The organism is Achromobacter insolitus, from assembly GCF_002209555.1.
In the GTDB taxonomy this organism is placed as follows: Bacteria; Pseudomonadota; Gammaproteobacteria; order Burkholderiales; family Burkholderiaceae_B; genus Achromobacter; species Achromobacter insolitus.
This window is the reverse complement of the sequence record NZ_NJIF01000007.1, coordinates 20,038-44,826: the sequence shown is the minus strand read 5'-3', so window position 1 is coordinate 44,826 and position 24,789 is coordinate 20,038. Positions and strand designations below refer to the sequence as shown.

Genomic DNA, 24,789 nt, shown 5'->3' with positions numbered 1-24,789 from the left:
GCTTCCCGGAATCGTGGCGGATCCCGCTACTTTAGCGCCCGCCGCCCGCCTTCAGGCCGCGCCGCTTGCGTTTAAGGATTTTCCGCTGCGTTGGCGCGCGTCCCGCAGGCGCGCAATAACAGGAAACCGACGACGGCGGACGCCAGCGAGCCCGTCAGGACGCCGATCTTGGTGGCGTCGATGGCGGCCGGCTCCGTGAACGCCAGCGCGCCGATGAATAGACTCATCGTGAAGCCTATGCCGCATAGCAGCGACACACCATACAACTGCGCGAAGCTGGCGTGGCGCGGCAGGGCGGCCATGCCGCTCTTGATGGCCAGCCAGGCAAAGCCGAACACACCCAGCTGCTTGCCCAGGAACAGGCCCAGCGCCACGCCCATCGGCACGGGTTGCGCCAGGCTGCCCAGCCCCATGCCGGCGAACGATACGCCGGCATTGGCGAAGCCGAACACCGGGACGATCAGCAAGGCCACGGGCTTGTGCAGCACGTGTTCCAGTTCATGCAGGGGCGAATGCGCGCCCGGATGCCCCTGGTTTTGCGGACGCAGTGGAATGGTCAGCGCCAACGCCACGCCAGCCAGCGTGGCGTGCACGCCCGACTTCAGGACGAAATACCACAGCACGGCGCCGATCAGCAGGTAGGGCGTCAGCCGCAGCACGCCAGCGCGGTTCAGGCAGACCAGGCAGGCCAGCAAGGCGCCCGCCATGCTCAGCGCGAACACGTTGAGCTCGGCGGTGTAGAACAAGGCAATGATGACGATGGCGCCCAGATCGTCCAGGATGGCCAGCGCGGTCAGGAAGATCTTCAGGGAAGTCGGTACCCGGCTGCCCAGCAGGGCCAGGATGCCCAGCGCGAAGGCGATGTCGGTGGCGGCCGGAATCGCCCAGCCGCGCAGCGTGTCGGGGCTGCCGAAGTTGATCAGCACGTAGATCAGCGCCGGCAGCAGCATGCCGCCCAGGGCGGCGATGCCGGGCAGGACGATTCGGGCAGCTCCGCGCAACTGGCCGTCCAGCACTTCGCGCTTGATTTCCAGGCCGACCAGCAGGAAGAACACGGCCATCAGGCCGTCATTGATCCAGTGCAGCACGGTTTCCTTGAGCACCACCGGACCCGCCTGGAAACCCAGTTTGGTTTCCAGCACGCTGAAATACGCGGGCGCCGCCGGACTATTGGCGACCACCAGCGCGATCAGCGCGGCCAGCATCAGGACATAACCGCCCAACGCTTCGGAACGCAGGAACGATTGCAGGAAGGAAGGCGGCTTGTGGGCAGGTACTCCCTGTAAGTTCATGCAGTACCGCCCGTGTTTACGTTTTGATAAGATGCGCGTTTCATTCCTGAATTTTACCTGAATTCATAGTCCGGAATTCTTCTACTTCGTCGAACGTCTTTCATTTTGTAGAAAAAGCAGGCTATCAGCGTCAAATTCAGGCGTTGCTCCCCCGGCGACAAACTCCTTCCCCGAATCCCGACCAGTCTGTGGCTAGCAACGCCGCCTGGCGACTCTTGCTAGCTAAATGCCATTACCCCCTCTTACGGTATTGACCTACACGCCCGGGAAGCCCGGCGCCGCGAGCCGCCTGGTGGATGTCGGCGATACGCTGGCCGCGCCGGCGGCTCCCTGCCCGCACGGCGTATACCAGACGCGGCAATTGACTCCCAGCGCGCGCCTGCTGGGTTGGGCCCGCGAGGGGGCGCGTTTCGAGTTGTCCCGCACGGGCGCGGCCCGCGTCTGGGCCGAAGGCCGGCTCCAGGCTTCCGAGTGTCCGCGCGATTGCGCCAGCGCGGGCGCGGCCGCGCTGGACCGCGAAGACATCGCCTATCTCGAAGCCTACCTGCTGTCGCAGGGCCGAAGCTGGAACGACACCGATACCACCCAAGGCGGCCGCCCCTGATCATGCCGACCCCCATTGAAATGCCTGAGCGCCGGTCCGACAAGCCCGCGCGCCTGCGCATCCTGCATACCGAAGCCGCCACCTCCTTCGGTGGCCAGGAATTCTGCATCTACAAAGAGATGATCGCCATGCGCGAGCGCGGCCATCATCTGGAGGCAGTCTGCCAGCCCGACGCGGAATTGGGCAAGCGCCTGCGCGAGGCGGGCTTCACGGTGCACCTGGTTTCCATGGACGGCCCGCTCAACTTCGTCCGTTGCGTCGCTTTGCTGCGCCGCCTGCTGCGCAGCCGGCGGTTCGACGTGGTCAATACGCACAGCCGCCGCGACACGGTCCTGGGCGCGATCGCTGCCCGCCTGGCCGGCACGCCGCTTATCGTGCGCACGCGCCATTTGGCCAAGCCCATCAAGTCCCTCTATGCCTATACCTGGTTGGCGCATCGCGTCATCGCCGTCAGCCGCTACGTGCGCGGCCAGTTGCTGGACGGCGGCGCGCGGGCGGAAGCCATCGCCACCATCCATTCGCCGGTGGTGCTGCCTCAGGTGAGCAGCGGCGTCTGCGTCAGGCGTGAGCTCGGCTTGCCGGACGATGCGCTGGTGATCGGTTGCGTGGCCGTCATGCGGGCGGACAAGGGCCATCGCGACCTGATCGACGCCTTCCACCGAATTGCCGCCACCTTCCCGAACGCTCACCTGGTGTTGGTGGGCGAAGGCCAGCCATTGGCCGGGCAGTTGCAGGCGCAGGCGCAAGCGCTGGGCCTGGCGCCGCGCGTGCATTTCACCGGCCGACGCGACGACATCGGCAATGTCTTGATGGCCTTCGATGTGTTTGCGCTGCCCACACTGCGCGAAGCCTTGGGCACCGTCTTCATAGAGGCCGCGGCCATGGGGCTGCCGGTTGTCGGCACGAATGTGGGCGGGGTGCCTGAAACCATGCAGGCCGGCGTGACCGGCTTGCTTGTGCCGCCCGCGGATCCCGAGGCGTTGGCGGGGGCCCTGGAAGGCCTGCTGGCCGATCCGGCGCTGCGCCGCCGCATGGGCGAAGCGGGCCGTGAATTGATCCGCGGCCAGGGCCAGTTTTCCGCCGAGCGGACGGCGGCCCTGGTGGAGCAGGCCTATACCGGGTGGCTGGCCGAATTGCGGGACGGTGCCCGCGCGGCCTGATGCACGCGGTTTGATCAGTGCCAGAGCAGGGCGTTCATGGCTTCGACCAGCCGGTCGCGGTAGCGCGGCAACAGGGCCTGGACGCGCGTCTGGCGTTCGTGCCATTCGGCGGATTCCGTGCCGGCCGCGATGCGCGGCTGCGCCCAGATCGGATCGGGAAAGTGGCGGTCGCCGCGCCAGCGCGGGATCACATGCCAATGCAGATGCGGCACCATGTTGCCCAGGGAGGCCAGGTTGATCTTGTCGGGCCCCAGCACCGATTGCTGCGTTTCCTCCACCACATACACGGCGCGCATCAGCAGATCGCGGCCATGGGTGGACAGGCTGGTCATTTCGGCCAGGTGGCCGTTCCAGACGACGCGCGTGAAGCCGGGATAGTCGGCGTCATCCACTTCGATGATGCGCAGGTGCGGTCCGCGCCACAGCACCGTGCCGCCGTCCTCCTGGCACAGCGAACAGTTGGGGTCGCGCGCGCTCACGGCATCACCTTGCGGTACTGGATGAAGCCGGAACGGTCGGCGATGCGGTCGTAGAGCTGGATGGCGGTGGCGTTGGTTTCGTGGGTCAGCCAGTACACGCGCGAGCAATTGGCCGCCGCCGCCTGCGCATACACATGTTCAATCAGCTTGCGGCCCGCGCCGGTGCCACGCACGTCCGGATCCACGTATAGGTCTTGCAGATAGCAGTAGTCGCCCGCGGTCCAGGTGGAGCGGTGGAAAATCCAGTGCACCATGCCGATGGCCCGGCCGCTTTCGTAGGCCAGCGCCGCGTGCATGGGTTCGGCGGGGTCCAGGAAACGCGCCCAGGTATTGCGCGTCACCGCGTCGTCGATGTTGACGCGGTAGAAGTCCTGGTAGCCTTTCCATAGCGGCAACCAGGCTTCGAAGTCGGCTGCGACGATGGGTCGGATTTCTGCGGTACTCATGGCTTGCGGCCTCCAGGCGGGATTCAGAGTTGGTCTTCCATGGCTTCGACGATGTGTCGCAGCACTTGCAATCGAGCGTAGCGCTTGTCATTGGCCGACACCAGATGCCACGGCGCGTGGGCGACGTCCGTGCGGGCCAGCATCTCGTTGGCGGCGGCCGCGTAGTCCTTCCATTTGTCGCGGTTGCGCCAGTCGTCGGCGGTGATCTTGAAATTCTTGAAGGGCGAACTCTCGCGTTCCTTGAAGCGTTCAAGCTGCACGTCGGGCGTGACCGCCAGCCAGAATTTCAGCACCATCGCGCCGCTCGCGGCGAGCTGTCCCTCGAAGTCGTTGATTTCGGCATAGGCGCGGCGCCAATTGGCCGGCGCGGTCAGCTTCTCGACCCGTTCGACCAGCACCCGGCCATACCAGGAACGGTCGAAGATCGCGATACGGCCGTGGCGCGGCACATGGCGCCAGAAGCGCCACAGGTAGGGGCGCGCCAGTTCCTCGCTGTTGGGTGCCGACACGGGTGTGATGTCGAACTGCCGGGCGTCCAGCGCATGCGTCACGCGGCGGATCGCGCCGCCTTTGCCGGCCGCGTCCTGGCCTTCGAACACCAGTACCAGCGAACGGTCCTGGAACTTCTTGGACCGCGCCGCTCGCGCCAGCCGGCCTTGCAGCAGGCCCAGTTCGGATTCGTAATCGTCTTTGTCGACCTTGGCGTCGTAGTCCAGTGCGCCCAGACGGTCGACGATGCGCGTGGACCGGGCATGCGCCACGAAGGCGGAGGGGATGCGTGGCACCCCGCGCTGGCGCATGGCGGCCAGCACCGCTTCGGCGGTGCGCGCGGCGCGCATGTCTTCGTCGGCGCTGGGTATTACGACCCAGGGGGCATGGCCGCTGTCCGTGAGGTTCAAGACTACTTGGCCGGCGTTGCAGATACGGTCGTATTTCTTATAGACCTTCAAGTCGATGGGGCTGACCTGCCAGGAAGTTTCAGGGCTGGCCAGCAGGCGCTCGGCTCGGGCCTTCTGGGCCTGGGCCGACAAATGGAACCAGAGCTTGACGATCTGCACACCCTCGGAGGCCAGCATGGCCTCGAAGTGGCGGATCGCCGCGGCCTGTGCCTCGATGCTGTTCTGGTCGGGGCGCTTGCGCGTGGCTTCGAGCACCAGCGGCGCGTACCAGGATCCGAAGACGATGCCCGTGCTGCCCTTGGGCGGCAGGTCGTTCCAGTAGCGCCAGAAGGGCGGACGCTCCAGCTCTGCGCCCTCGCGCGGCCCGTAGGCGAGCGTCTTGATGTGGCGCGGGTCCATCCATTCGTTGAGCAGGTTGACGGTGGCGCCCTTGCCGGCGCCGTCTATGCCCGCGATGACGACCAGCAGCGTCTTGTCTGCCTTCTGCAGGCGTTGGTACTGCGCATTCAGCAGGGCGACGCGCAGCTTTGCTTCCAGCGGTTTGAATTCTTCCTTGGACAGGCTGGGGTCGGCTTCGGCTTCTGCAAACATGGGAGATCCGTCTGATCGGCAATTTTGCGATCGGACGATCTTGCTGGATAAGCCCCGGGGGCGCAAGCCCGGATCGCGCCGTCCCGGCGGCCGTGGTCAGAGCGCGTCGACCGGTATCTTCAGATAGCGCACGCCGTTGTCTTCGGCTGGCGGGAAGTGGCCAGCGCGGATGTTGACCTGGATGGCGGGCAGGATGAGGGTGGGCATGGAGAGCGTGGCGTCGCGCCGCGTGCGCATGGCGACGAAATCGTCTTCGCCGATGCCGTCGCGCACATGGATGTTGGCGCGGCGTTGTTCGGCCACCGTGGTCTGCCACGAGGCGTCGCGGCCGGCGGGCGGGTAGTCGTGGCACATGTACAGCTTCGTGTCGGCGGGCAGGCCCAGCAGGCGCTGGATCGAACGGTACAGCTGATGGGCGTCGCCGCCGGGGAAGTCGCAGCGCGCGGTGCCCACGTCCGGCATGAACAGGGTGTCGCCGACGAACACGGAGTCGCCGATCAGGTAGGCCATGTCAGCCGGCGTGTGTCCGGGCACATGGATGGCCTGCGCCGTCAGCGCGCCAATGCGGAAGGTTTCGCCGTCGGCGAACAGGTGGCCGAACTGCGAGCCGTCCAGCTGGAACTCTGGCTCCAGGTTGAAGATCTTCTTGAACACGCCCTGTACGGCCTGGATGCTCTGGCCGATGGCGATGACCCCGCCGAGCTGCCGCTGCAGGTAGGGCGCCGCGGAAAGGTGATCCGCGTGGGCATGGGTTTCCAGCAGCCATTCGGTCTTGAGGTCATGCTGGCGCACGTAATCGGCCACCCGGTCGGCGCTGGCGGTGCTGCTGCGGCCGGACTTGGGATCGTAATCCAGCACCGAATCGATGATGGCGCAGGCGCCGCCCGGCGCAGGCTCATGCACGACATAGGTGACGGTGGCGGTGACGGGATCGAAGAAGGCCTGGATCTGGGGAGACATGGTCGCTCGCGTTGCAGCGAGTCGCTGCACGATGAAACACTATATATATTTCAATAATATTGTTGAATATTATATTGGTCAATATAATGATCAAACCCCGTTACGCCGATTGATACGCATCAAATGAACGACGCCCTGACCGAGTGCGAAGTCGCCGCCTTGCGCGAATCCGCCTCCCAGGCCTGCGCCTTGCTCAAGGCCCTGGCCAACGAAGACCGCCTCCTGCTGCTGTGCCAACTGGTCCAGAACGAACGCAATGTCGGTGAACTCGAATCGCTGACCGGCATTCGCCAGCCCACCTTGTCCCAGCAACTGGGCGTGCTACGCGACGAAGGCTTGGTCGCGACCCGGCGCGAAGGCAAGTATGTCTACTACCAGATGGCCAGTTTCGAGGTCAGTCAGGTCATGAAGACGCTATCGAGTTTGTACTGCGGCCGCGCGATGGAGTCACTCAAGTGAATCTGGACTGGTCCGCCTTCACGCCCGGCTCCGCCAGTGCGGGCGGGTTGCTCATCGGCGCCGCGGCCGTGCTCTTGATGGCGGGCGCCGGCCGCATCGCCGGCATTAGCGGCATCCTGGGCGGTCTGCTACGACCCGAACGCGGCGGCATGTGGCGGCTGGCGTTCCTGCTGGGATTGTTCGCCGCGCCCTGGCTGTACCGCCTGGGCAGCGCTTTGCCTCCCATCATGGCGGAGGCCAGCGTGCCGCGCCTGATCGTGGCGGGCCTGCTGGTCGGTATCGGCACGCGCTATGCGTCGGGATGCACCAGCGGCCACGGCGTCTGCGGCGTGTCGCGCGGATCGCGCCGTTCGCTGACGGCCACCGTTCTGTTCATGGCGGCGGGCTTCGCTACGGTCTACCTCGTCCGCCACCTGGGAGGGCTCTGACATGGTTGCACTGATTGCTTTCGTGTCGGGCCTGGTATTCGGCCTGGGCCTCATCATTTCCGGCATGGCCAATCCGGCCAAGGTGCTGGGTTTTCTCGACGTGGCTGGCGCCTGGGACCCGTCGCTGGCCTTTGTGATGGGAGGCGCGGTGCTGGTTACGGCGGTGGGGTTTGCGCTTTTGCGCCGCCGCCGCGCCAGTCTGTCGGGCGAGCCGCTGCGCTGGCCGACGGCCACGCGCGTGGATGTGCGCCTGGCCGTCGGCAGCCTGGCATTCGGCGTGGGTTGGGGGCTGGCGGGTTTTTGTCCGGGGCCGGCCCTGGTGGCGGCGTCGGCCGGCGTGCCCGAGGCGCTGATTTTCGTGGCCGCCATGGTGGCGGGCATGGCGATATTTTCCATGCTGGAAAAATTCAAAAGCCGGTAGACCGGCGAGGAGACAGGCATGCCTACAGCAGAGACGCAGCGTGATTTCGATGTAGTGGTGGTAGGCGGCGGATCGGCGGGCATAGGCGTCACCGCCAGCCTGTTGCGCCGGCGTCCGGACCTGCGGATCGGCGTCATCGAACCCAGCGACAAGCACTATTACCAGCCCGCCTGGACACTGGTGGGCGGGGGCGCCTTCGACATCGCGAAGACCGTGCGGCCGACGCGCGCCGTCATGCCTCGTCGCGCTACCTGGTTGCAGGCCGCGGCGGCGGGATTCGAGCCGCAAGCCAACCGAGTGCGGCTGGCCGACGGCAGCGCCGTGAGCTATCAGCAATTGATCGTCTGCCCCGGTCTGCGGCTGGCCTGGGACAAGGTAGACGGCCTGGCCGATACGCTGGGCAAGAATGGCGTGAGTTCCAACTACCGTTATGATCTGGCGCCCTACACCTGGGAACTGGTGCGCGGGCTGCGGGGTGGGCAGGCGCTCTTCACGCAGCCGGCCATGCCCATCAAATGCGCGGGCGCGCCGCAGAAGGCGATGTATCTGGCCTGCGACCACTGGAAGCGCGCGGGGGTGCTGGACCGCATCGAAGTCGAATTCGACCTGGCCGGCGCGGCACTGTTCGGCGTGCCGACCTTCGTGCCGCCGCTGATGCGTTACGTGGAAAGCTATGGCATCGCGTTAGCGTTCAATTCGGCGCTGGTGGCGGTGGACGGCGCCGCGCGCAAAGCCTGGTTCGACGTCAAGGACGCCGAGGGCACAGTGATGCGCGTGGAAAAGTCCTTCGACATGCTGCACGCTGTGCCGCCCCAGCTACCGCACGACTTCCTGAAGAACAGTCCGCTGGCGGACGCAGCCGGCTGGTGCGAAGTCGATCCGGCCACGCTGCTGCACGTGCGTTACGGCAATGTATTCGGGCTGGGCGATGGCATCTGCACCAGCAATGCCAAGACCGCGGCGGCGGCGCGTAAGCAGATCGTTACGGTGGCGGAGAATCTGCTGGCGCTGCGCGAGGGCCATGGCATGCCGGTGAAGTATGACGGCTACGGTTCCTGCCCATTGACGGTGGAACGCGGCCGCATCGTGCTGGCCGAATTCGGCTATGGCGGCAAGCTGCTGCCCACCTTTCCGCTGGACCCGACGGTGCCGCGCAAGAGCGCCTGGTTCCTCAAGGCGACCCTGCTGCCGTGGATCTACTGGAACGGCATGCTCAAGGGCCGCGAATGGCTGGCTCGTCCGTTGGGCAACTGAGCGGCGGCCATGATCGATACGCTGTTGGCCGCCAGCGCGGCGCTGGGGGCGTGCGTGGGCCTGATCCTCGGGCTCACCGGCGCGGGCGGCGCCATCATGGCGGTGCCTCTGCTGGTTTTCGGCCTGCACCTGCAGGTATCGCAGGCTGCGCCCATTGCCTTGCTGGCGGTCGGACTGTCCGCCGCGCTGGGCGCGGTGCTGGGGTTGCGCAAGGGCCAGGTCCGCTACCGGGCAGCGGGTTTCATGGCCTTCACCGGCACACTCGTGTCGCCATTGGGCCTGTGGGCGGCGCGGCGCCTGCCCAACGCGCCGCTGGCCATCATCTTTGCCGGTGTGCTGGGCACGGTGGCGTGGCGCATGTGGACCCAGGGCACCAGGCCCGCGGCAAACGCGCAGTCCGCGCCACGCACTCCACCCTGCCAGATCAATGCCAGCACCGGCCGCTTGCGCTGGACCGCGCCGTGCGCGCGCGCCTTGACGGGCGCGGGCGTGATCGCGGGATTCCTTTCCGGTTTGCTGGGGGTAGGGGGCGGCTTCGTCATCGTGCCGGCGCTGCGGCGCGCGACGGACTTGGCCATGCAGGCCATCGTGGGCACATCGTTGGCGGTGATCGCGCTGGTGTCCGCCAGCGGCGTCGCGGCCGCTGCGGCGGGCGGCCACCTGCAATGGAACATCGCGGCGCCGTTCACGGCGGCGGCAGTGCTGGGCATGCTGGCGGGCCGCGCGGTGGCCGACCGATTTCCGCCCCGGCGCCTGCAGCAGAGTTTTGCGCTGTTCGCCGGCCTGGTGGCGGCCGCCATGCTTGCCAAGGGCGTGCTGGCGCTGATCGCGGCCGTATAAGGCCGCGACGGGCGCCGCCTACTCGTACGTGCGGATGTCGTCGATGACCTTGCCGTCGTTGGGCAGCCCGCCCGCATCCACCCACTCCACGTCGCTGCGCAGCTTGGTCACGTCGCGCACTGAGTCCGCGATGCGCTTGCCGAGATCTTCGCCACGGACCCTGGATTCCACCTTTAGCACCATGCGGTCGGAACCGGTGCTGCCGCTGATCACCAACCGCGCGCGCAGGATTTCCGGGTGGCGCCGCGCCACGTCGGCGACTTGCGAAGGATGCACGAACATACCGCGCACCTTGGTGGTCTGGTCCGCGCGTCCCATCCAGCCTTTGATGCGGGTGTTGGTGCGCCCGCAAGGCGAGATGCCGGGCATGACGGCGGACAGGTCGCCTGTCCCGAAGCGCACCAGCGGGTAGTCGGGATTCAGGGTAGTGACCACGACTTCGCCGACCTCGCCCTCGGGCACGGGCTCGCCGGTGCCGGGTCGCACGATTTCGACGATGATGTCTTCGCCCAGCACCAGGCCTTCACGCGCCGGTGTTTCGAAGGCGACCATGCCCAGGTCGGCGCTGCCGTAGGCCTGGTAGCCGTCGATGCCGCGCGCCGCCAGCCAGTCGCGCAGCGAAGGCGGAAAGGCTTCACCGGACACCAGGGCGCGACGCAGCGAATCCAGTTTCACGCCCAGCTCGTCGGCCTTTTCCAGGATGATCTTGAGGAAGCTCGGCGTGCCGGTGTATCCGGTGGGGGCCAGGTCCTGGATCGCGCGTACCTGCTGCTCGGTCTGGCCGGTGCCGCCTGGAAACACCGTGCAACCCACGGCGTGCGCCGCGGTTTCCATCATGGAGCCGGCGGGCGTGAAATGGTAGGAAAAGCAGTTGTAGGCCAGTTCACCCGCGCGGAACCCCGCGGCATGCAGGGCGCGGGCAAAGCGCCAGTAATCGGCGCGCGCGCTCTCGGGCTCGTAGATGGGGCCGGGAGATGCAAACACACGCATCGCTTCGCCCCAGCCGATGGCGGAGAAGCCGCCGAAGGCTTTCTGCGGCCCGGCAGGCGCGGCCGCGTCGGCGCGGCTGTGCTGCTGGCGTTCCAGCAATTCATGCTTGCGCAGCACCGGCAGGCTCGCCAGCGCCGCGCGCGACGTGATGGTGGCGGGGTCGATGCCGCGCAACTGCTCGGCGATGGCCGGCGCGCGCGCAATGGCCCGGGCGATCGCGCCGGGCAGGGCGGCCATCAGCTCGCGCTCGCGTTGCTCGGGCGCTCTGGTTTCCAGAACATCGAAAAACTGGGACATGGGATCACACCCTCTCGTATGCGAGGAATCACGCCAGCCAGCGCTTGCGCCGGCGGTAGAACTTGTTGTCGCGGAAACTCTTGCGTTCGCCGCTGGATATGCCCAGGTAGAACTCCTTCACGTCCTCGTTCTGGGCCAGGTCGGCCGCCGCCCCGTCCATCATTACGCGGCCGTTTTCGAGGATGTAGCCGTAGTCGGCGTAGCGCAGCGCAATGTTGGTGTTCTGCTCCGCGAGCAGGAAGCTGACGCGTTCGCGCTGGTTCAGGTCGCGCACGATCTCGAAGATCTCTTCAACGATCTGCGGCGCCAGACCCATGGAAGGTTCGTCCAGCAGGATCATGTTGGGATTGGCCATCAGTGCGCGGCCGATGGCCGTCATCTGCTGTTCGCCGCCCGAGGTGTAGCCGGACTGGCTGGTGCGGCGCTGCTTCAGGCGCGGGAAATACTGGTAGACGCGGTCCAGCGCTGCCGCGGTGTCGCTGCGGCTCATGCTGCGCGTGTAGGCACCCGTCAGCAAATTCTCTTCGATGGTCAGGTGGGCAAAGCAATGCCGGCCCTCCATCACCTGTACCACGCCGCGCTTGACCAGTTCCGCCGGCGACAGCTTTTCGATGCGCTGGTCGCGGTACTGGATATGGCCCTTGGTGACGTCGCCGCGCTCGCCCTTGAGCAGGTTCGAGATGGCGCGCAAGGTGGTGGTCTTGCCTGCGCCGTTGGCGCCCAGCAAGGCCACGATCTTGCCTTCCGGCACTTGAAGGGAAACGCCCTTGAGCACCAGGATCACGTGGTTGTAGATCACCTCGATGCCGTTCACGTCGAGCAGCACCTTGGGGGTGTCTGTCGCAGCAGCAATATTGGCGTCGTTCATAAAGGTTCCTGCGGTGTGGCGACTGCCAGTCCCAAGGGACGGCAGCCGGTTCGTATCAACATCCTTTGCATCAGCGGTACCCGCGCCGCATGCCGCGGGCGCGGCTCAAGCGGGGCCGCCGCGGAGCCGGCTTTGCCGGTCCGCGTGCGGCGCCCCTTGGACGGAGGCACCGCAGGTGCTTCGGGGGGACTACTCACACTTGCGGGGCGTGATGTTCTTTTCCTTGGCGTACTTCGCTGCGCCTTCCTGCACCATCGGGTCCAGGATGGTCTTGTCCGACTGATACCAGTCGGAGACCACCTTGAACTTCGCGCCGTCCCACTGCACGATGCGGGCCCAGTCGTCGCCCTTGTGGTTGCTGCACGAGGTCTTGACCGGACGCATGATCTGGCCGAAGCCCAGCTTGTCCAGTTTTTCTTGCGTCAGGTTCAGGTTCTCGAAGCCCCAGCGCACCTGCTCGGGCGTCAGGGCCTTGCCCTTGCCGAACTTTTCCTGCGCGGTGCGAATCGCTTCCACCTGCAGCATCGAAATCATCATGCCGCGGGTATGGGCGATGGTGCCCAGCGTGGTCTTGCCGGTCTTGTCCGAACCCTGGCCCTTGTCGTAGACGAACTTCTTCAGGTCGTCGTAGACCTTGTCGTGTTCGGCGCCGCTGTTGTGGATGGTGATGGCGTTGTAGCCCTTGGCGACATCGCCCAGGTCCTTCACGTCGCCTTCGGACCCGGCCCACCAGATGGCGTACATCTTGTCCCGCGGATAGCCGCTGGCCTGGGCTTCGCGGATGGCGGTCGGCGTCATGATGCCGGCGCTCCACAGCAGCACGTAATTAGGACGGGCCTGGCGGATCTGCAGCCAGGTGGACTTCTGTTCCACGCCGGGGGCGGTCACCGGATAGAGCACCAGCTCGAAGCCTTCCTTGGCCGCGCGCTTCTGCAGCAGGGGGATGGGCTCCTTGCCATATGGCGAGTCGTGGTAGACCAGGGCGATCTTCTTGCCCTTGAGCTTGTCCATGCCGCCTTCTTTCTTGGCGATGTCCTGGATCATCACGTCGGCCGCGGTCCAGTAGGTGCCAAGCAGCGGGAAGTTCCATTCGAACACGCTGCCGTCGACCGACTGCGACAAGCCATAGCCCATTGTCTCGACCGGAACCTTGTCGACCATGGCCTTGTCGCTGACGGCGAAGGTGATGCCGGTGGACTGGGTGTCGAAGCCCGACGCGCCGGTGCCCTTGCCCTTCAAGCGTTCGTAGCATTCAACGCCGCGGTCGGTGGCATAGGCGGTTTCGCATTCCTCATACGTGATCTTGACGCCGTTGACGCCGCCATCGCGTTCGTTGACCAGCTTCAGGTAGTCCAGCTTGCCGTCGGCCCAGGGAATGCCCAGGGGCGCGAAGGACCCGGTGCGATACACCAGCAACGGAACGAACTGCTCTTCCGCCGCCATTGCCGGCGTGGCCACGGCGCCTGCGGCGCCGGCTGCGGCCATCAAAGCTGCCGCCAACTTCAGGTTAAGACGCTTCATCTCCATTTACCTCCTGCGTGGTGTTTGGGTCAGTAAACCCTGGGACACCGGGATTGGCCCGGTCTTGAGCCGGGTATTCAGGATGCCGGTTGCAGCGCTCATGCCGCTACTGCCGACGGTGATCAAAACTTAGGCCACTCCATCCGGGCCGCGGCGGATCCGGCTTTGCCGGTCCCCAGCGGCGCCCCCTTGAGGGGGAAGCGCCGAAGGCGCTTCGGGGGTGGGTCTTATCCTTAATGCGGGAAGGGCCAGATGCGCAGCTTCTCCTTGCCGATGCTCCACAGCCTTGCCAGCCCGTGCGGTTCGGCGATCAGGAAGAACACGATCAGCGCGCCGAACACCATGTGTTCGATGTGCGCCGCCGTGTCCACCGACAGCGGAATGCCCAGCGCATGCGGGATGTTGGACAGGGCCACCGGCACCAGCACGATGAAGGCCGCGCCGAAGAAGCTGCCGATGATCGAGCCCAACCCACCGATGATGACCATGAACAGCAGCTGGAACGAACGCGTCAGGTCGAACGCCAGCGGCTCCCAGGAACCCAGGTGGATGTATCCCCACAAGGCCCCGGCCACGCCGACGATGAACGAGCTGACCGCGAAGGCCGTGAGCTTGGCGTACATGGGGCGGATGCCGATGACGGAGGCGGCCACGTCCATGTCGCGAATCGCCATCCACTGGCGGCCGATGGCGCCGCGCACCAGGTTCTTGGCCAGCAGGCTGAAGATGACGACCAGGATCAGCACGAACAAGTACTTCTCCAGCGCGCTCTGCACCGGCAGGCCGAAGGCCGTCAGCGGCGGCACCGAGACGTTCCCCGATGACGAGTAGTTCGTGAAGAAAGGGATGCGCAGGAATGCCCAGTCCACGAAGAACTGCGCGGCCAGCGTCGCCACCGCCAGGTACAGGCCGCGGATGCGCAGGCTGGGTATGCCGAAGATCACGCCCACGATGGTGGCGAAGAAGCCGCCCAGCAGGATCTGGATAATCAGCGGCATGCCGGGAAAGCGCACGCCGAAGTTCCAGGCGGCATAGGCGCCCACCGCCATGAAGGCGCCCGTGCCCAGCGAGATCTGGCCGCAATAGCCCACCAGGATGTTCAGGCCCACGGCGGCCAGCGCCAGGATCAGGAACGGGATCAGGATGGCGCGCAGCAGGTAGTCGCTCGCCATGGCCGGGATGGCGACAAATGCCACCGCCAGCAGCAGCCAGATGAAGATGCGGTCCTGGCGGATCGGGAAGATCTGCTGGTCAGCGCGATAGCTGGTCTTGAATTGGCCGTTTTCGCGATAGAACATGTTTTTATCCTAGAGGGCCTGCGGGCTCAGACACGGTCGATGATCTTCTCGCCGAACAGCCCTTGTGGACGGAACAGCAGGAACACCAGCGCCAGCACATAGGCGAACCAGATTTCGATACCGCCGCCCACCAGCGACCCCAGATACACCTCGGACAGCTTTTCCCCCACGCCGATGATCAGGCCGCCCAGGATGGCGCCCGGCACCGAGGTCAGGCCGCCCAGGATCACCACCGGCAGCGCCCGCAGCGCAGCGGTGGACAGGGTGAACTGCACGCCGAATTTCGAGCCCCAGATGATCCCGGCCACCAGCGCCACCAGCCCGGCCACGCTCCAGACGATCACCCAGATGCGGTTCAGCGGAATGCCGATGGACTGCGCGGCCTGGTGATCGTCGGCCACCGCGCGCAGGGCGCGGCCGGTCGAGGTGTACTGGAAGAACAGGGCCAGCGCGGCCACCAGCAGGGCGGCGATCACCGCCGCCGTGAGGTCTTCCAGGTTGATCAACAGCCCGCCCTCGAAGACCGAGTCCAGGATCATCAGCGGATCCTTGGGCATGCCCACGTTGATGGAGTACACCGAGCTGCCGAAGGTGATCTGGCCCAGGCCGTCCAGGAAGTAGCTGATGCCCAGCGTGGCCATCAGCAGGGTGGTGGCTTCCTGGTTGACCAGGTGGCGCAGCACGAAGCGTTCGATGGCGACTGCCAGCAGGAACATCACGATGGCGCTGACGATGAAGGCCAGCACGTTGGCCAGGATCATGTTGTCAAAGCCAAACCAGCGCGGCAGCCACTCGGAGAAGCGGGCCATGGACAGCGCGGCGACCAGCACCATCGCGCCCTGCGCAAAGTTGAAGACGCCGGATGCCTTGAAGATCAGCACAAAGCCCAGGCCGATCAGCGCATACAGCATGCCGCTCATCAGGCCGCCGAGTAAGGTCTCTAGAAAAAATCCCATGTCCGCTTCCTAGTTCAGCGTTGCCGGCTTGCTTTCTCCCTCCCCCTTGGGGGGAGGGTTAGGGGAGGGAGCTCCCTCCCGCGCAGGCGCATCCTTGGCGACGGCGGCTTCGCCGCCGACGCCAAGGTAAGCGCGGATGACGTCTTCGTTTGCACGGACCTCGTCCGGCTTGCCATCGCCGATCTTCTTGCCGTAGTCCAGCACCACCACGCGGTCCGAGATGTCCATGACCACGCCCATATCGTGCTCGATCAGCACGATGGTGGTTCCGAACTCGTCGTTCACATCCAGGATGAAGCGGCTCATGTCCTGCTTCTCTTCGATGTTCATGCCGGCCATGGGCTCGTCCAACAGCAACAGGCGCGGTTCCATCGCCAGCGCGCGGCCGAGGTCCACGCGCTTTTGCAGGCCGTAGGGCAGGCGGCCCACAGGTGTCTTGCGGTAGGCCTGGATTTCCAGGAAGTCGACGATGTTCTCGACGAACTCGCGGTGCTTGATTTCTTCGCGCTCGGCCGGCCCCAGGCGGAAGGCCTGGGCCAGCAACCCGCACTTCATGCGCAGGTTGCGGCCGGTCATGATGTTGTCCAGCACGCTCATGCCCTTGAACAGCGCCAGGTTCTGGAACGTGCGTGCAATGCCCATTTCGGCGGCGCGGCGCGGGTTCATGCGCGAGAAGCGCTCGCCGCGGAATTCGATGCCGCCTTGCTGCGGGGTGTAGACGCCGTTGATGACGTTGAGCATCGAGCTTTTGCCGGCGCCGTTGGGGCCGATGATCGCGCGGATCTCGTGCTCGCGCACATTGAAGGAAATGTCCGTCAGCGCTTTCACGCCGCCAAAGGACAAGGAGATGTTCTGCATGTCCAGCATAACGTCGCCGATGCGCTGGTCGCGGTCGTTGTTGCTCATGATCTCTACGCGGCTCGGGCGGTTATGGCGGGGAAGGTCTTGACCGGGCGGATCTTCAGGTCCGCCGAGATCTTGCCGGATCGTCCGTCTTCGAATTTCACCTCGGTCTCGATGAACTGCGACTGCTTGCCGCTGAAGAGCGCGTCGATCAGCACGCCATACTTCTGGGCGATGAAGGCGCGGCGGACCTTGCGCGTGCGGGTCAATTCGTCGTCATCCGGATCCAGTTCCTTGTGCAGGATGAGGAAGCGGCTGATCTGCGACGCGGCCAGCTTGGGATCGGTGGCCAGATCGGCGTTGACCTGCTCCACGCAGTCGGCGATCAGTTGGTAGACCTCGTCCTTGGATGCCAGGTCCGTGTAGCCGGCATAGGGCATGCCACGGCGCTCGGCCCAGTTGCCTACGGCTTCGAGATCGATATTGATGAAGGCGCAGACATCCTCGCGGTTCGCGCCGAACGCGACCGCTTCCTTGATGTGCTGGAAGAACTTGAGCTTGTTCTCGATGTACTTCGGCGCGAACAGGCTGCCGTTGGCGAGCTTGCCGACGTCCTTGGCGCGGTCGATGATCTTCAGTTGGCCGTCGGTGTCGAGATATCCCGCGTCGCCCGTGTGGAACCAGCCGTCAGCGCTGCGCGCCTCGGCGGTCGCCTCGGGGTTGCGGTAGTACTCCTTGAACAGGCCAGGGCTCTTGACCAGGATCTCGCCGTTGTCGGCCACGCGGATCTCCACGCCGTCCACGGGCGGGCCCACGGTGTCGTCGCGCACCTGACCGTCGGGCTGCACGCAGACGAACACCGAGGTTTCGGTCGAGCCGTAGAGCTGCTTGAGGTTGATGCCGATGGACCGGTAGAACACGAACAGGTCGGGGCCGATGGCCTCGCCCGCGGTGTAGGCCACGCGCACGCGGCTCATGCCCAAGGCATTGCGCAGCGGGCCATAGATCATCACGTTGCCCAGCGCGTAGCGCAGGCGGTCCCAGGCGCCGACCTGCTCGCCGTCCAGAATCCGGGCGCCGACGCGGCGCGCAAGTTTCATGCAGGCCGCGAACAGCTTGCGCTTGATCAGTCCCGCGTCTTCCATGCGGATCATGACGTGCGTCAGCAGGCCTTCGAGCACGCGCGGCGGCGCAAAGTAATAGGTGGGTCCGATGTCGCGCATGTCGATCGACACGGTGTCGGGCGATTCGGGATGGTTCACGGTGAAGCCGGTCACCAGCAGCTGCGTGTACGAGAACATGTTCTGGCCGATCCAGGCGGGCGGCAGGTAGGCCAGCACGTCTTCCTGGTCGGTCAGCTTTTCCATCTCGGAAACGGCGCGCGCGCGGTCGATCAGCGCATGGTGCGTGAGCACCACGCCCTTGGGCTTGCCCGTGGTGCCCGACGTATAGAACATGGCAGCCGGGTCTTGCGGCTGCACGGCGGCGACGGCCTGGTCGAAGAAGCCCGGATGCTGCTTGGCGTATTCGCGGCCCAGTTCTTCCAGTTGGTCGTACGAACGCAGCATGGGGTCAGAGTAATGGCGCAGGCCGCGCGGATCGTCGTACACCACATGTTTGAGCGCCGGACATTGCTCATGGACCTCGAGCATCTTGTCGACCTGTTCCTGGTCTTCGACGATGGCTACGCTGATCTCGGCGTCTTGCAGCACATAGACCATTTCCTGGGCGACGGCGTCCTGGTAGAGCGGAACGGGTATCGCGCCCAGCGATTGCGCGGCCATCATGGCCATGTACAGGCGCGGGCGGTTCTCGCCGACCACCGCTACGTGCATGCCGGGCCTGATGCCCAATGCGGCCAGGCCATGAGCGACGTGCCGGACATGTTCCGCCACTTCGGACCACGTAAGGGTTTGCCAGATCCCCAGATCTTTTTCGCGCATGGCGGGCCGCGACCCGCGAACGCTGGCATGCGTGAACAGCAGCGCCGGAAAGGTGTCCGGCGCCGCCGGCATCCGTGCGGATGCGGGCGGTGTATGTGCCACGATGTCTCCTCCGGTTTGGGCGCATCGGGCCAGGAGTCCGCATGGGCGGCAGTGGCGATGGAGCGCTTGACCAGTTGGTTTTAGATTTACGGCAGGAGTTAAGGTATAAGGTTGGGTTGCTACCAACTGTCACCATCGCGACATTCAAGGAACTTTTAGGGTATTCCCGATGCAGCTATCCGACTCCCTGCAACTCGCCGCGGCCTGGTTTCGCGTGCTCAGCCGCGATCAGCAAGAGCGCGTCGAGCGGGACCTTTCCGTGCAGCAGGTCGTTGCCGGGTCGATCATAGAGCGCAAAGGTGAACTCGCACAGGCTTGGATTGGTGTTCTGGCGGGACTGGTCAAGGTTTCGGTGGGCAACGCCGAGGGCAAGGTGGCGTCGCTGACCGGCGTGCCGGCGGGCGGCTGGATAGGCGAGGGCTCACTGCTAAAGCGCGAGATCCGCAAGTACGACATCGTTGCACTGCGGGATTCGGTGGTGGCGCGCCTGCCGGCCCCCACGTTCGACTGGCTGCTGGACACCAGCATCCCGTTCAACCGCTATCTGCTCCATCAATTGAACGAGCGCGTGGCGCAATTCATCGGCAAGGCGGAGTACGACCGCCTGCTGGATCCCGACGCGCGCGTGGCCCGCTGCCTGGCCGAACTCTTCAACCCTTTGCTGTATCCCGGAATGGGCATGCGCCTGACGATTACGCAGGAAGAGGTAGGCTATCTGGCCCGGGTGTCGCGCCAGCGCGCGAACCAGGCGCTGCGCAAGCTGGAAGACGCCGGCCTGCTCAATGTGGAGTACGGCGCGGTCCGGGTGCTGGATCTGGACGGTCTGAAACAATACGGGTCGGACCGCGCCGCGGCCGAAGGGGAGCCGGCGTAGACGCCGGCGGTTGCGTCGAAAAAAAACGCTTGACGATAAATAGCGCGCTATTTAATATTGCGCAATGAAACCCAGATCCAAAGCCAAAGCCGCATTCAATCCGCTGCTGCTGGACAGCCAACTGTGCTTCGCCTTGTACTCGACCTCGCTGGCGATGAACAAGGTGTACCGCAAGTTGCTGCGCGGGCTGGACCTGACCTACCCGCAGTACCTGGTGATGCTGGTGCTGTGGGAGGGCGACGAGATTACGGTGACGGATATCGGCGATCGCTTGTTCCTGGATTCCGCCACGTTGACGCCGTTGCTCAAGCGGCTGGAAGCGGCGGGCCTGGTGACCCGCAAGCGGGCGGTGGATGACGAGCGCCAGGTGATTGTGGGGCTGACCCGCCAGGGGCGCGAACTGCGCGCGCAGGCGCAGGCCGTTCCGCATTCCATCGCGAACGCTGCGCAGTGTTCGCTCGAAGAGGCGCAGGGCATGATGAAAACACTGCACGCGTTGCGGGAGAAGCTGACCGCAAGTCTTTGACGGGTGACGCGGCGGGCAATGCCCGCTATTGTTAGATCATATAAATAGCGTGCTATTCAATATTGCGCTATTTAATTAGTAAGGGTCGCAGCGGGATGGTCCCGCCGGGCCTGGCAGTCCAACCTCCACTTTCCCTTGAAGGAAACGCATCATGTCTATCGAAAAAGTGCTGTACCGCGCCCATGCGCACGTTACCGGCGGCCGTGAAGGCACGGGAGCCTCGGACGACGGCAACCTGAACGTCAAGCTGACCACACCGAAAGAGCTGGGCGGCGCGGGCGCGGCAGGCACCAATCCGGAGCAATTGTTCGCGGTGGGCTATTCCGCGTGCTTCATGGGCGCCATGAAATTCGTCGCCGGCCGCGACAAGATCGCCATGCCGTCGAATGCGACGATCGACGGCGCTGTCGGCATCGGTCCGATTCCTACGGGGTTCGGGATCGAAGTCGAATTGAAGATTTCTTTGCCGGGGATGGAACGGGCCGAAGCGGAAAAGCTGGTCGCTGCGGCGCATATCGTTTGCCCTTATTCGAATGCTACGCGGGGCAATATTGACGTGACGTTGACGATTGTTTGATCGTTGATGGGTTCTTGATGTTCTATTGGCGGGCGGTCTTGTTCGTAGGCCGCCCGTCGTCGCTCATCCGGTCCCCGAGTTGAATGCAGATGCTGGGCTTGGCGTAACTGAGCAGACGTTATGCCGCAGTCACTGCGCGCAGCGCCATCCCGCGACGCAAGACACCGCGTAAGCCCCAGAAGGCCGCCCGCGCGGCCGGCCTGGGGCGGGCCCCGCAAGACACGCCACCACACCCCGATGCGGAAAAAAACGCCAAGCACACAGCTCGCCCCAGCGCCCGTGAAGATTCAGACAGCGCAGCCTGCCGCGTCGGGGACTCGCGCTGCGCGGGGCGTCGATAAGCCCGAGGGAATCCGAAGGCAGTCGCCGGAGGCGACAACGAGGATGACAAAGGGGAAGTCCGGAGCGAAGGCTCCGGACCGCAATCGTTGCCCCGCGCAGCGCGAGTCCCCGACGTGGCAGGCGTCAAAAGAACGCCAACAACGCCATCCCTCTAATGCGACCCCCCCAAGTAAGCCGCAACAACAGCCGGATCATGCTTCAACTTCTCCGCACTCCCATGCACCGAAATCCGCCCGTTCTCCAACACATACCCATAATCCGCCACATTCAACGCAGCAGCAGCAAACTGCTCCACCAGCAGCATCGTCACCCCTTCTTCCTTGAGCCGCGCAATGATCCGGAACACTTCTTCCACAAGGATCGGCGCCAGCCCCATTGAGGGCTCGTCCAGCAGCACCAGTTCCGGATTCAGCATCACCGCACGCGCCATGGCCAGCATCTGCTGTTCGCCTCCGGACAGCGTGCCGGCGAGCTGATCGCGCCGTTCCTTCAGGCGCGGAAACAGATCCATGGCGCGGCCCAGGTCGGACTGCACGTCGCCTTTCGGCCGGCTGCCGGTCAGGCGCGGGAATGCGCCCAGCAGCAGGTTGTCGGTGACCGACAGCGTCGGGAAAACGCGCCGGCCTTCGGGCGAATGCGCCAGGCCCAGCCGCGCGATGCGATGGGACTCCAGGCCGTCGATGCGCTTGCCGCTCAGCGTGACTTCACCCGCGGTGGGACGGATCATGCCCGAGAGCGCCCGCATCGTGGTGGTCTTGCCGGCGCCGTTGGAGCCGATCAGCGTCACCACCTTGGCCTTGGGCACCTCCATGCTGATGCCATGCAGCACCTTTACCTTGCCGTAGCCTGCTTCCAGATTCTTGATCGATAGCATCTCTATGTCCCCTTGGCGTCAGGCGGGCGCGCCGCCCAGATACGCCTCGATGACCTTGGCGTTGCTTTGCACTTCATTGGGCAGGCCCTCGGCGATCTTCTGGCCGAAGTCCAGCACGGACACGGTGTCGCACACTCCCATCACCACGTCCATATGGTGCTCGATGAGTATCAGCGTGATGCCGTGGTCGCGCACCTTGCGGATGATGGCCAGCAGCTCGACGATGTCGGGTGCCGTCAGGCCGGCCGCGGGTTCGTCCAGCAGCAGCAATTGCGGGTCCAGCGCCAGCGCGCGGGCGATTTCCAGCAGGCGCTGCTTGCCATAGGGCAGGTTGCGTGCTTCCTCGCTGGCCAGGGACTCCAGGCCGACGAACTCCAGCAACGCCATGGCGCGGGCACGAGCACCTTGTTCCTCGCCCTTCCACTTGGACGTGCGCAGCGCGATGCCGGCAAGGCCGGTCGTGAAGGTATGGTGCAGGCCGACCAGGACGTTCTCCAACGCCGTCATTTCGCCAAACAACTGCACGTTCTGGAAGGTGCGCGCGATGCCGTTCTCGGCGATGTCGGCCGGGGTCAGGCCGACCAGCGATTTGCCTGAGAACTCCACGGCGCCGGCGGTCGGTACGTAGATGCCCGTCAGCACGTTCATCATGGTGCTCTTGCCGGATCCGTTGGGGCCGATCAAGCCATGGATGGTGCCGCGCTTGACGGTCAGGTCCACCTGGTTCAGCGCTTTCAGGCCGCCGAACTGCATCAGCACCCCCTTGGCCGCCAGCAGCGTATCGCCGTTGCCCTTGGCCGCGTCGGGTACCGCTTCCTGCGCCTTGATCAGATCCGATTTGACCGAAAGCGCGGCGCGGCGATTGGAGAAGAACAGGTTGCGCACGAAGCCCACGATACCGTCGGGCAGGTAATACACCACGAACAGGATCATGGCGCCGAAGATGGTCAGGCGCCAGTCGGTAACTGCGTCCAGCCAGTAGGAGAACACCGCCAGCAGGATGGTGCCGATGACCGGCACGGCGACCCGGCGCGGTTCGGTGCGGCCCTTGGAGATGGCGATTGCGCTGCCCACCGTGACCAGGATGGCCACTCCCAGCGCGATCAGCCTGAAGGTCGAAATGTCGTCCAGCATCTTGGGCAGCAGCACGATGATGGAAGCGCCCAGCAGCGCGCCGGTGCGGCTCTTGCGGCCGCCCATGATGATGGCCAGCAGGAACAGGATGGTCAGTTCGAAGTTGTAGGTGTTGGGCGAGATGTACTGTTCCGAATACGAGTACAGCGCCCCGGCCAGGCCGGCGAAGCCGGCGCTGATGACGAAGGCGAATACCTTGTGCCGGTAGACCGATACACCCATGCAGTCCGACGCGATCGGACTGTCGCGCAGCGCCTCGAACGAGCGGCCCAGGTGCGACTTCAGGATGCGGTGCACGACGATCAATGACAGCACCAGCAACGCGGCGACCAGCCAGAAGTATTCGCTCTTGGTCAGCACGTGCCCGGCAATGGCCGGCTTGGAAATCTTGATGCCCAGAGGGCCTTCGGTGAGGAAGGTCATCTCGTTGATCAGGATCTGGATGATCGTGCCAAACGCCAATGTCACCATGGCCAGGTACGGCCCGGTGACCCGCAGCGCCGGCAACGCCAGCACAGCGCCGAAGGCGGCCGCGATCAGGATGGCGGCGGGCAGGATGACCCAGATAGGCATCTGCAGGTGGAAGAACAGCACGCCAGCGACATACGAGCCGATGCCGAAGAGGCCGGCATGGCCCAGGGACACCTGGCCTGTATAGCCCACCACGATGTCGAGCCCGAACAGCAGGATCGAATAGATCATGATGGTTTCGATGAGGTGCAGGTAGTACGTGTTGGTCACGCCCAGCGGCACGGCGGCCAGGCAGGCCACGGCTACGATGGATAGGAAAAGGTGCAAGGGTTTCATCGCTTACACCTTCTTGATCGCGGTCTTGCCGAACAGGCCGGCGGGTTTGAAGGTCAGAACGAGCAGCAGCAACACCAATCCCGGCACGTCTTTGTACCCCGTCGAAAGATAGAAACCGGTGGTTGTTTCGGCGATCCCCAGGATCAGCCCGCCCACCACCACGCCCATCCCGCTGGACAGGCCGCCGATGATCGCCACGGCGAAGGCCTTCAGGCCCAGCACGGCGCCCATGGTGGCGCCGGTCAGCGTCAAGGGCGCGACCAGCACGCCGGCGAACGCCGCCGTCAGCGAGGACAGCGCGTAGGAAAACGTGATGACCATGCCCGTGTTGATGCCCATCAGACCGGCGGCGTCGCGGTCGTTGGACGTGGCGACGAAGGCTTTGCCGTAGATGGACTTGCGATTGAAGATTTCCACCAACAGCATCATCGCCAGCGCGCCGAACACCACCAGAAGCTCCATCGGCAGCACGTTGGCGCCCAGCACCTGAATGGGCGCTTCGGGCAGCGGCGAGGGAAAGCGCAGGTCGTCGCGGCCCCAGATATTTTCGGCCACGTTCTTGAAGATGATGCCCAGCGCGATGGTGGCCATGATCCAGCCGAACTCCGAACGGGTCTTGATGGCGGGCCTGACGCCCACGCGTTCGACCAGCGCGCCTTGCGCGAATCCGAAGATGCAGACGATAGGTATCATCACCCAGTAGTTCACGCCCAGGCCGACCAGTGTCAGGCCAACCAGCGCGCCCAGCATCAGGGCTTCGCCCTGGCCGAAATTCAAGGTGCCCGACGTGGCGAACGTGAGCTGGTATCCGAACGCGATGACGGCATAGATCATGCCCAGCGCGATACCGCTATAGATGAGCTGTAGAAGAATCATGGTGTGTGTTCGTAGCGCCGGCGTTTCGGCCCAGGCTACATGGGCAGAACGCGGTGTTTAGTTGTCCAGGCCGCGCGGAGCCGGCTATGCCGGTCCGCTGCGGCGCCCCCTCGAGGGGGAAGCGCTCC

The 24,789-nt window shown here is 64.9% G+C and carries 25 protein-coding genes; 10 read left to right on the top strand and 15 right to left on the bottom strand.

Going from position 1 to position 24,789, the window contains the following annotated elements; genetic code table 11:
* Nucleotides 1-71: 71 nt before the first annotated feature.
* Nucleotides 72-1,292, bottom strand: coding sequence for a Na+/H+ antiporter NhaA (gene nhaA / locus CEY08_RS20725; protein ID WP_042796053.1), 1,221 nt, complete (start codon nt 1,290-1,292; stop codon nt 72-74).
* A 226-nt stretch (nt 1,293-1,518) separates the two neighbouring features.
* Here nhaA and CEY08_RS20720 point away from each other — a divergent pair, with 226 nt between their 5' ends.
* Nucleotides 1,519-1,896, top strand: a complete 378-nt coding sequence (locus tag CEY08_RS20720) for a hypothetical protein (protein ID WP_063641433.1) — start codon at nt 1,519-1,521, stop codon at nt 1,894-1,896.
* Nucleotides 1,897-1,898: 2 nt separating this feature from the next.
* Nucleotides 1,899-3,056 (top strand): glycosyltransferase, encoded by a 1,158-nt coding sequence (locus CEY08_RS20715; protein WP_084738637.1) that lies wholly within the window; start codon nt 1,899-1,901, stop codon nt 3,054-3,056.
* Between the two features lie 14 nt (nt 3,057-3,070).
* Here CEY08_RS20715 and CEY08_RS20710 read toward each other — a convergent pair whose 3' ends face one another.
* From CEY08_RS20710 to CEY08_RS20695, 4 genes are all read right to left on the bottom strand, one after another.
* Nucleotides 3,071-3,535, bottom strand: a complete 465-nt coding sequence (locus tag CEY08_RS20710; protein WP_076816675.1) for an HIT family protein — start codon at nt 3,533-3,535, stop codon at nt 3,071-3,073.
* Nucleotides 3,532-3,981 (bottom strand): GNAT family N-acetyltransferase, encoded by a 450-nt coding sequence (locus CEY08_RS20705; RefSeq protein WP_063641431.1) that lies wholly within the window; start codon nt 3,979-3,981, stop codon nt 3,532-3,534. Before CEY08_RS20705 ends, CEY08_RS20710 begins: the two co-directional genes overlap by 4 nt.
* A gap of 23 nt (nt 3,982-4,004) precedes the next feature.
* On the bottom strand, nt 4,005-5,471 hold the full coding sequence (pap, locus tag CEY08_RS20700; RefSeq protein WP_063641430.1) for a polyphosphate:AMP phosphotransferase: 1,467 nt from the start codon (nt 5,469-5,471) through the stop codon (nt 4,005-4,007).
* A gap of 96 nt (nt 5,472-5,567) precedes the next feature.
* On the bottom strand, nt 5,568-6,431 hold the full coding sequence (locus tag CEY08_RS20695; RefSeq protein ID WP_063962558.1) for an MBL fold metallo-hydrolase: 864 nt from the start codon (nt 6,429-6,431) through the stop codon (nt 5,568-5,570).
* Nucleotides 6,432-6,554: 123 nt separating this feature from the next.
* Here CEY08_RS20695 and CEY08_RS20690 point away from each other — a divergent pair, with 123 nt between their 5' ends.
* From CEY08_RS20690 to CEY08_RS20670, 5 genes are read left to right on the top strand one after another with little or no spacing between them, the layout of a single operon-like run.
* Complete coding sequence (locus CEY08_RS20690; protein ID WP_042796059.1) at nt 6,555-6,890, top strand: ArsR/SmtB family transcription factor; 336 nt, start codon at nt 6,555-6,557, stop codon at nt 6,888-6,890.
* On the top strand, nt 6,887-7,318 hold the full coding sequence (locus CEY08_RS20685; protein ID WP_042796060.1) for a YeeE/YedE family protein: 432 nt from the start codon (nt 6,887-6,889) through the stop codon (nt 7,316-7,318). Before CEY08_RS20690 ends, CEY08_RS20685 begins: the two co-directional genes overlap by 4 nt.
* Before the next feature lies 1 nt (nt 7,319).
* Nucleotides 7,320-7,739 carry a YeeE/YedE family protein gene (locus CEY08_RS20680; protein WP_068979646.1) on the top strand — a complete coding sequence of 140 codons (420 nt, stop codon included), beginning with the start codon at nt 7,320-7,322 and terminating at the stop codon, nt 7,737-7,739.
* Nucleotides 7,740-7,757: 18 nt separating this feature from the next.
* Nucleotides 7,758-8,993, top strand: coding sequence for an NAD(P)/FAD-dependent oxidoreductase (locus tag CEY08_RS20675; RefSeq protein ID WP_076816673.1), 1,236 nt, complete (start codon nt 7,758-7,760; stop codon nt 8,991-8,993).
* A gap of 9 nt (nt 8,994-9,002) precedes the next feature.
* Complete coding sequence (locus tag CEY08_RS20670) at nt 9,003-9,833, top strand: sulfite exporter TauE/SafE family protein (RefSeq protein ID WP_076816671.1); 831 nt, start codon at nt 9,003-9,005, stop codon at nt 9,831-9,833.
* An 18-nt stretch (nt 9,834-9,851) separates the two neighbouring features.
* Here the strand turns inward: CEY08_RS20670 and CEY08_RS20665 are convergent, their stop codons facing one another.
* The 7 genes from CEY08_RS20665 to CEY08_RS20635 all read right to left on the bottom strand — a co-directional run bounded on the left by CEY08_RS20665 (nt 9,852) and on the right by CEY08_RS20635 (nt 18,651).
* Nucleotides 9,852-11,120 carry a phenylacetate--CoA ligase family protein gene (locus CEY08_RS20665; protein WP_042796062.1) on the bottom strand — a complete coding sequence of 423 codons (1,269 nt, stop codon included), beginning with the start codon at nt 11,118-11,120 and terminating at the stop codon, nt 9,852-9,854.
* A gap of 28 nt (nt 11,121-11,148) precedes the next feature.
* Nucleotides 11,149-11,988: an ABC transporter ATP-binding protein gene (locus CEY08_RS20660; RefSeq protein ID WP_042796063.1), complete on the bottom strand. Its 840-nt coding sequence runs from the start codon at nt 11,986-11,988 to the stop codon at nt 11,149-11,151.
* Between the two features lie 189 nt (nt 11,989-12,177).
* On the bottom strand, nt 12,178-13,515 hold the full coding sequence (locus CEY08_RS20655) for an ABC transporter substrate-binding protein (RefSeq protein ID WP_084738636.1): 1,338 nt from the start codon (nt 13,513-13,515) through the stop codon (nt 12,178-12,180).
* A 227-nt stretch (nt 13,516-13,742) separates the two neighbouring features.
* Complete coding sequence (locus tag CEY08_RS20650; RefSeq protein ID WP_042796064.1) at nt 13,743-14,807, bottom strand: branched-chain amino acid ABC transporter permease; 1,065 nt, start codon at nt 14,805-14,807, stop codon at nt 13,743-13,745.
* 26 nt (nt 14,808-14,833) lie between these two features.
* Nucleotides 14,834-15,763, bottom strand: a complete 930-nt coding sequence (locus CEY08_RS20645) for a branched-chain amino acid ABC transporter permease (RefSeq protein WP_042796065.1) — start codon at nt 15,761-15,763, stop codon at nt 14,834-14,836.
* A gap of 9 nt (nt 15,764-15,772) precedes the next feature.
* Nucleotides 15,773-16,669: an ABC transporter ATP-binding protein gene (locus tag CEY08_RS20640; protein WP_063959565.1), complete on the bottom strand. Its 897-nt coding sequence runs from the start codon at nt 16,667-16,669 to the stop codon at nt 15,773-15,775.
* A 5-nt stretch (nt 16,670-16,674) separates the two neighbouring features.
* Complete coding sequence (locus tag CEY08_RS20635) at nt 16,675-18,651, bottom strand: AMP-dependent synthetase/ligase (protein WP_076816666.1); 1,977 nt, start codon at nt 18,649-18,651, stop codon at nt 16,675-16,677.
* A gap of 169 nt (nt 18,652-18,820) precedes the next feature.
* On the opposite strand from CEY08_RS20635, the gene CEY08_RS20630 reads away from it, so the two are divergent.
* The 3 genes from CEY08_RS20630 to CEY08_RS20620 all read left to right on the top strand — a co-directional run bounded on the left by CEY08_RS20630 (nt 18,821) and on the right by CEY08_RS20620 (nt 20,628).
* The gene (locus tag CEY08_RS20630; protein ID WP_042796068.1) at nt 18,821-19,525 is read left to right on the top strand and encodes a Crp/Fnr family transcriptional regulator; all 705 of its coding nucleotides are present in this window, start codon (nt 18,821-18,823) and stop codon (nt 19,523-19,525) included.
* A 64-nt stretch (nt 19,526-19,589) separates the two neighbouring features.
* Nucleotides 19,590-20,051: a MarR family winged helix-turn-helix transcriptional regulator gene (locus tag CEY08_RS20625; RefSeq protein ID WP_042796069.1), complete on the top strand. Its 462-nt coding sequence runs from the start codon at nt 19,590-19,592 to the stop codon at nt 20,049-20,051.
* A gap of 151 nt (nt 20,052-20,202) precedes the next feature.
* Nucleotides 20,203-20,628: an organic hydroperoxide resistance protein gene (locus tag CEY08_RS20620; RefSeq protein ID WP_042796070.1), complete on the top strand. Its 426-nt coding sequence runs from the start codon at nt 20,203-20,205 to the stop codon at nt 20,626-20,628.
* Nucleotides 20,629-21,121: 493 nt separating this feature from the next.
* Here CEY08_RS20620 and CEY08_RS20615 read toward each other — a convergent pair whose 3' ends face one another.
* From CEY08_RS20615 to CEY08_RS20605, 3 genes are read right to left on the bottom strand one after another with little or no spacing between them, the layout of a single operon-like run.
* Entirely contained in the window at nt 21,122-21,844 is a 723-nt protein-coding gene (locus CEY08_RS20615; protein WP_042796071.1) for an ABC transporter ATP-binding protein, read from the bottom strand.
* A gap of 18 nt (nt 21,845-21,862) precedes the next feature.
* A complete protein-coding gene (locus CEY08_RS20610; protein WP_076816664.1) occupies nt 21,863-23,785 on the bottom strand; it encodes a branched-chain amino acid ABC transporter ATP-binding protein/permease in 1,923 nt (640 codons plus the stop codon).
* A gap of 3 nt (nt 23,786-23,788) precedes the next feature.
* Nucleotides 23,789-24,661 carry a branched-chain amino acid ABC transporter permease gene (locus CEY08_RS20605; protein WP_013396765.1) on the bottom strand — a complete coding sequence of 291 codons (873 nt, stop codon included), beginning with the start codon at nt 24,659-24,661 and terminating at the stop codon, nt 23,789-23,791.
* Nucleotides 24,662-24,789 lie beyond the last annotated feature (128 nt).

Coding starts and splice junctions, on each gene's coding strand:
- nhaA (WP_042796053.1), bottom strand. CDS start 1,292: ATGAACTTACAGGGAGTACCTGCCCACAAGCCGCCTTCCTTCCTGCAA.
- CEY08_RS20720 (WP_063641433.1), top strand. CDS start 1,519: ATGCCATTACCCCCTCTTACGGTATTGACCTACACGCCCGGGAAGCCC.
- CEY08_RS20715 (WP_084738637.1), top strand. CDS start 1,899: ATGCCGACCCCCATTGAAATGCCTGAGCGCCGGTCCGACAAGCCCGCG.
- CEY08_RS20705 (WP_063641431.1), bottom strand. CDS start 3,981: ATGAGTACCGCAGAAATCCGACCCATCGTCGCAGCCGACTTCGAAGCC.
- pap (WP_063641430.1), bottom strand. CDS start 5,471: ATGTTTGCAGAAGCCGAAGCCGACCCCAGCCTGTCCAAGGAAGAATTC.
- CEY08_RS20695 (WP_063962558.1), bottom strand. CDS start 6,431: ATGTCTCCCCAGATCCAGGCCTTCTTCGATCCCGTCACCGCCACCGTC.
- CEY08_RS20690 (WP_042796059.1), top strand. CDS start 6,555: ATGAACGACGCCCTGACCGAGTGCGAAGTCGCCGCCTTGCGCGAATCC.
- CEY08_RS20680 (WP_068979646.1), top strand. CDS start 7,320: ATGGTTGCACTGATTGCTTTCGTGTCGGGCCTGGTATTCGGCCTGGGC.
- CEY08_RS20675 (WP_076816673.1), top strand. CDS start 7,758: ATGCCTACAGCAGAGACGCAGCGTGATTTCGATGTAGTGGTGGTAGGC.
- CEY08_RS20670 (WP_076816671.1), top strand. CDS start 9,003: ATGATCGATACGCTGTTGGCCGCCAGCGCGGCGCTGGGGGCGTGCGTG.
- CEY08_RS20665 (WP_042796062.1), bottom strand. CDS start 11,120: ATGTCCCAGTTTTTCGATGTTCTGGAAACCAGAGCGCCCGAGCAACGC.
- CEY08_RS20660 (WP_042796063.1), bottom strand. CDS start 11,988: ATGAACGACGCCAATATTGCTGCTGCGACAGACACCCCCAAGGTGCTG.
- CEY08_RS20655 (WP_084738636.1), bottom strand. CDS start 13,515: ATGGAGATGAAGCGTCTTAACCTGAAGTTGGCGGCAGCTTTGATGGCC.
- CEY08_RS20650 (WP_042796064.1), bottom strand. CDS start 14,807: ATGTTCTATCGCGAAAACGGCCAATTCAAGACCAGCTATCGCGCTGAC.
- CEY08_RS20645 (WP_042796065.1), bottom strand. CDS start 15,763: ATGGGATTTTTTCTAGAGACCTTACTCGGCGGCCTGATGAGCGGCATG.
- CEY08_RS20640 (WP_063959565.1), bottom strand. CDS start 16,669: ATGAGCAACAACGACCGCGACCAGCGCATCGGCGACGTTATGCTGGAC.
- CEY08_RS20630 (WP_042796068.1), top strand. CDS start 18,821: ATGCAGCTATCCGACTCCCTGCAACTCGCCGCGGCCTGGTTTCGCGTG.
- CEY08_RS20625 (WP_042796069.1), top strand. CDS start 19,590: ATGAAACCCAGATCCAAAGCCAAAGCCGCATTCAATCCGCTGCTGCTG.
- CEY08_RS20620 (WP_042796070.1), top strand. CDS start 20,203: ATGTCTATCGAAAAAGTGCTGTACCGCGCCCATGCGCACGTTACCGGC.
- CEY08_RS20615 (WP_042796071.1), bottom strand. CDS start 21,844: ATGCTATCGATCAAGAATCTGGAAGCAGGCTACGGCAAGGTAAAGGTG.
- CEY08_RS20610 (WP_076816664.1), bottom strand. CDS start 23,785: ATGAAACCCTTGCACCTTTTCCTATCCATCGTAGCCGTGGCCTGCCTG.
- CEY08_RS20605 (WP_013396765.1), bottom strand. CDS start 24,661: ATGATTCTTCTACAGCTCATCTATAGCGGTATCGCGCTGGGCATGATC.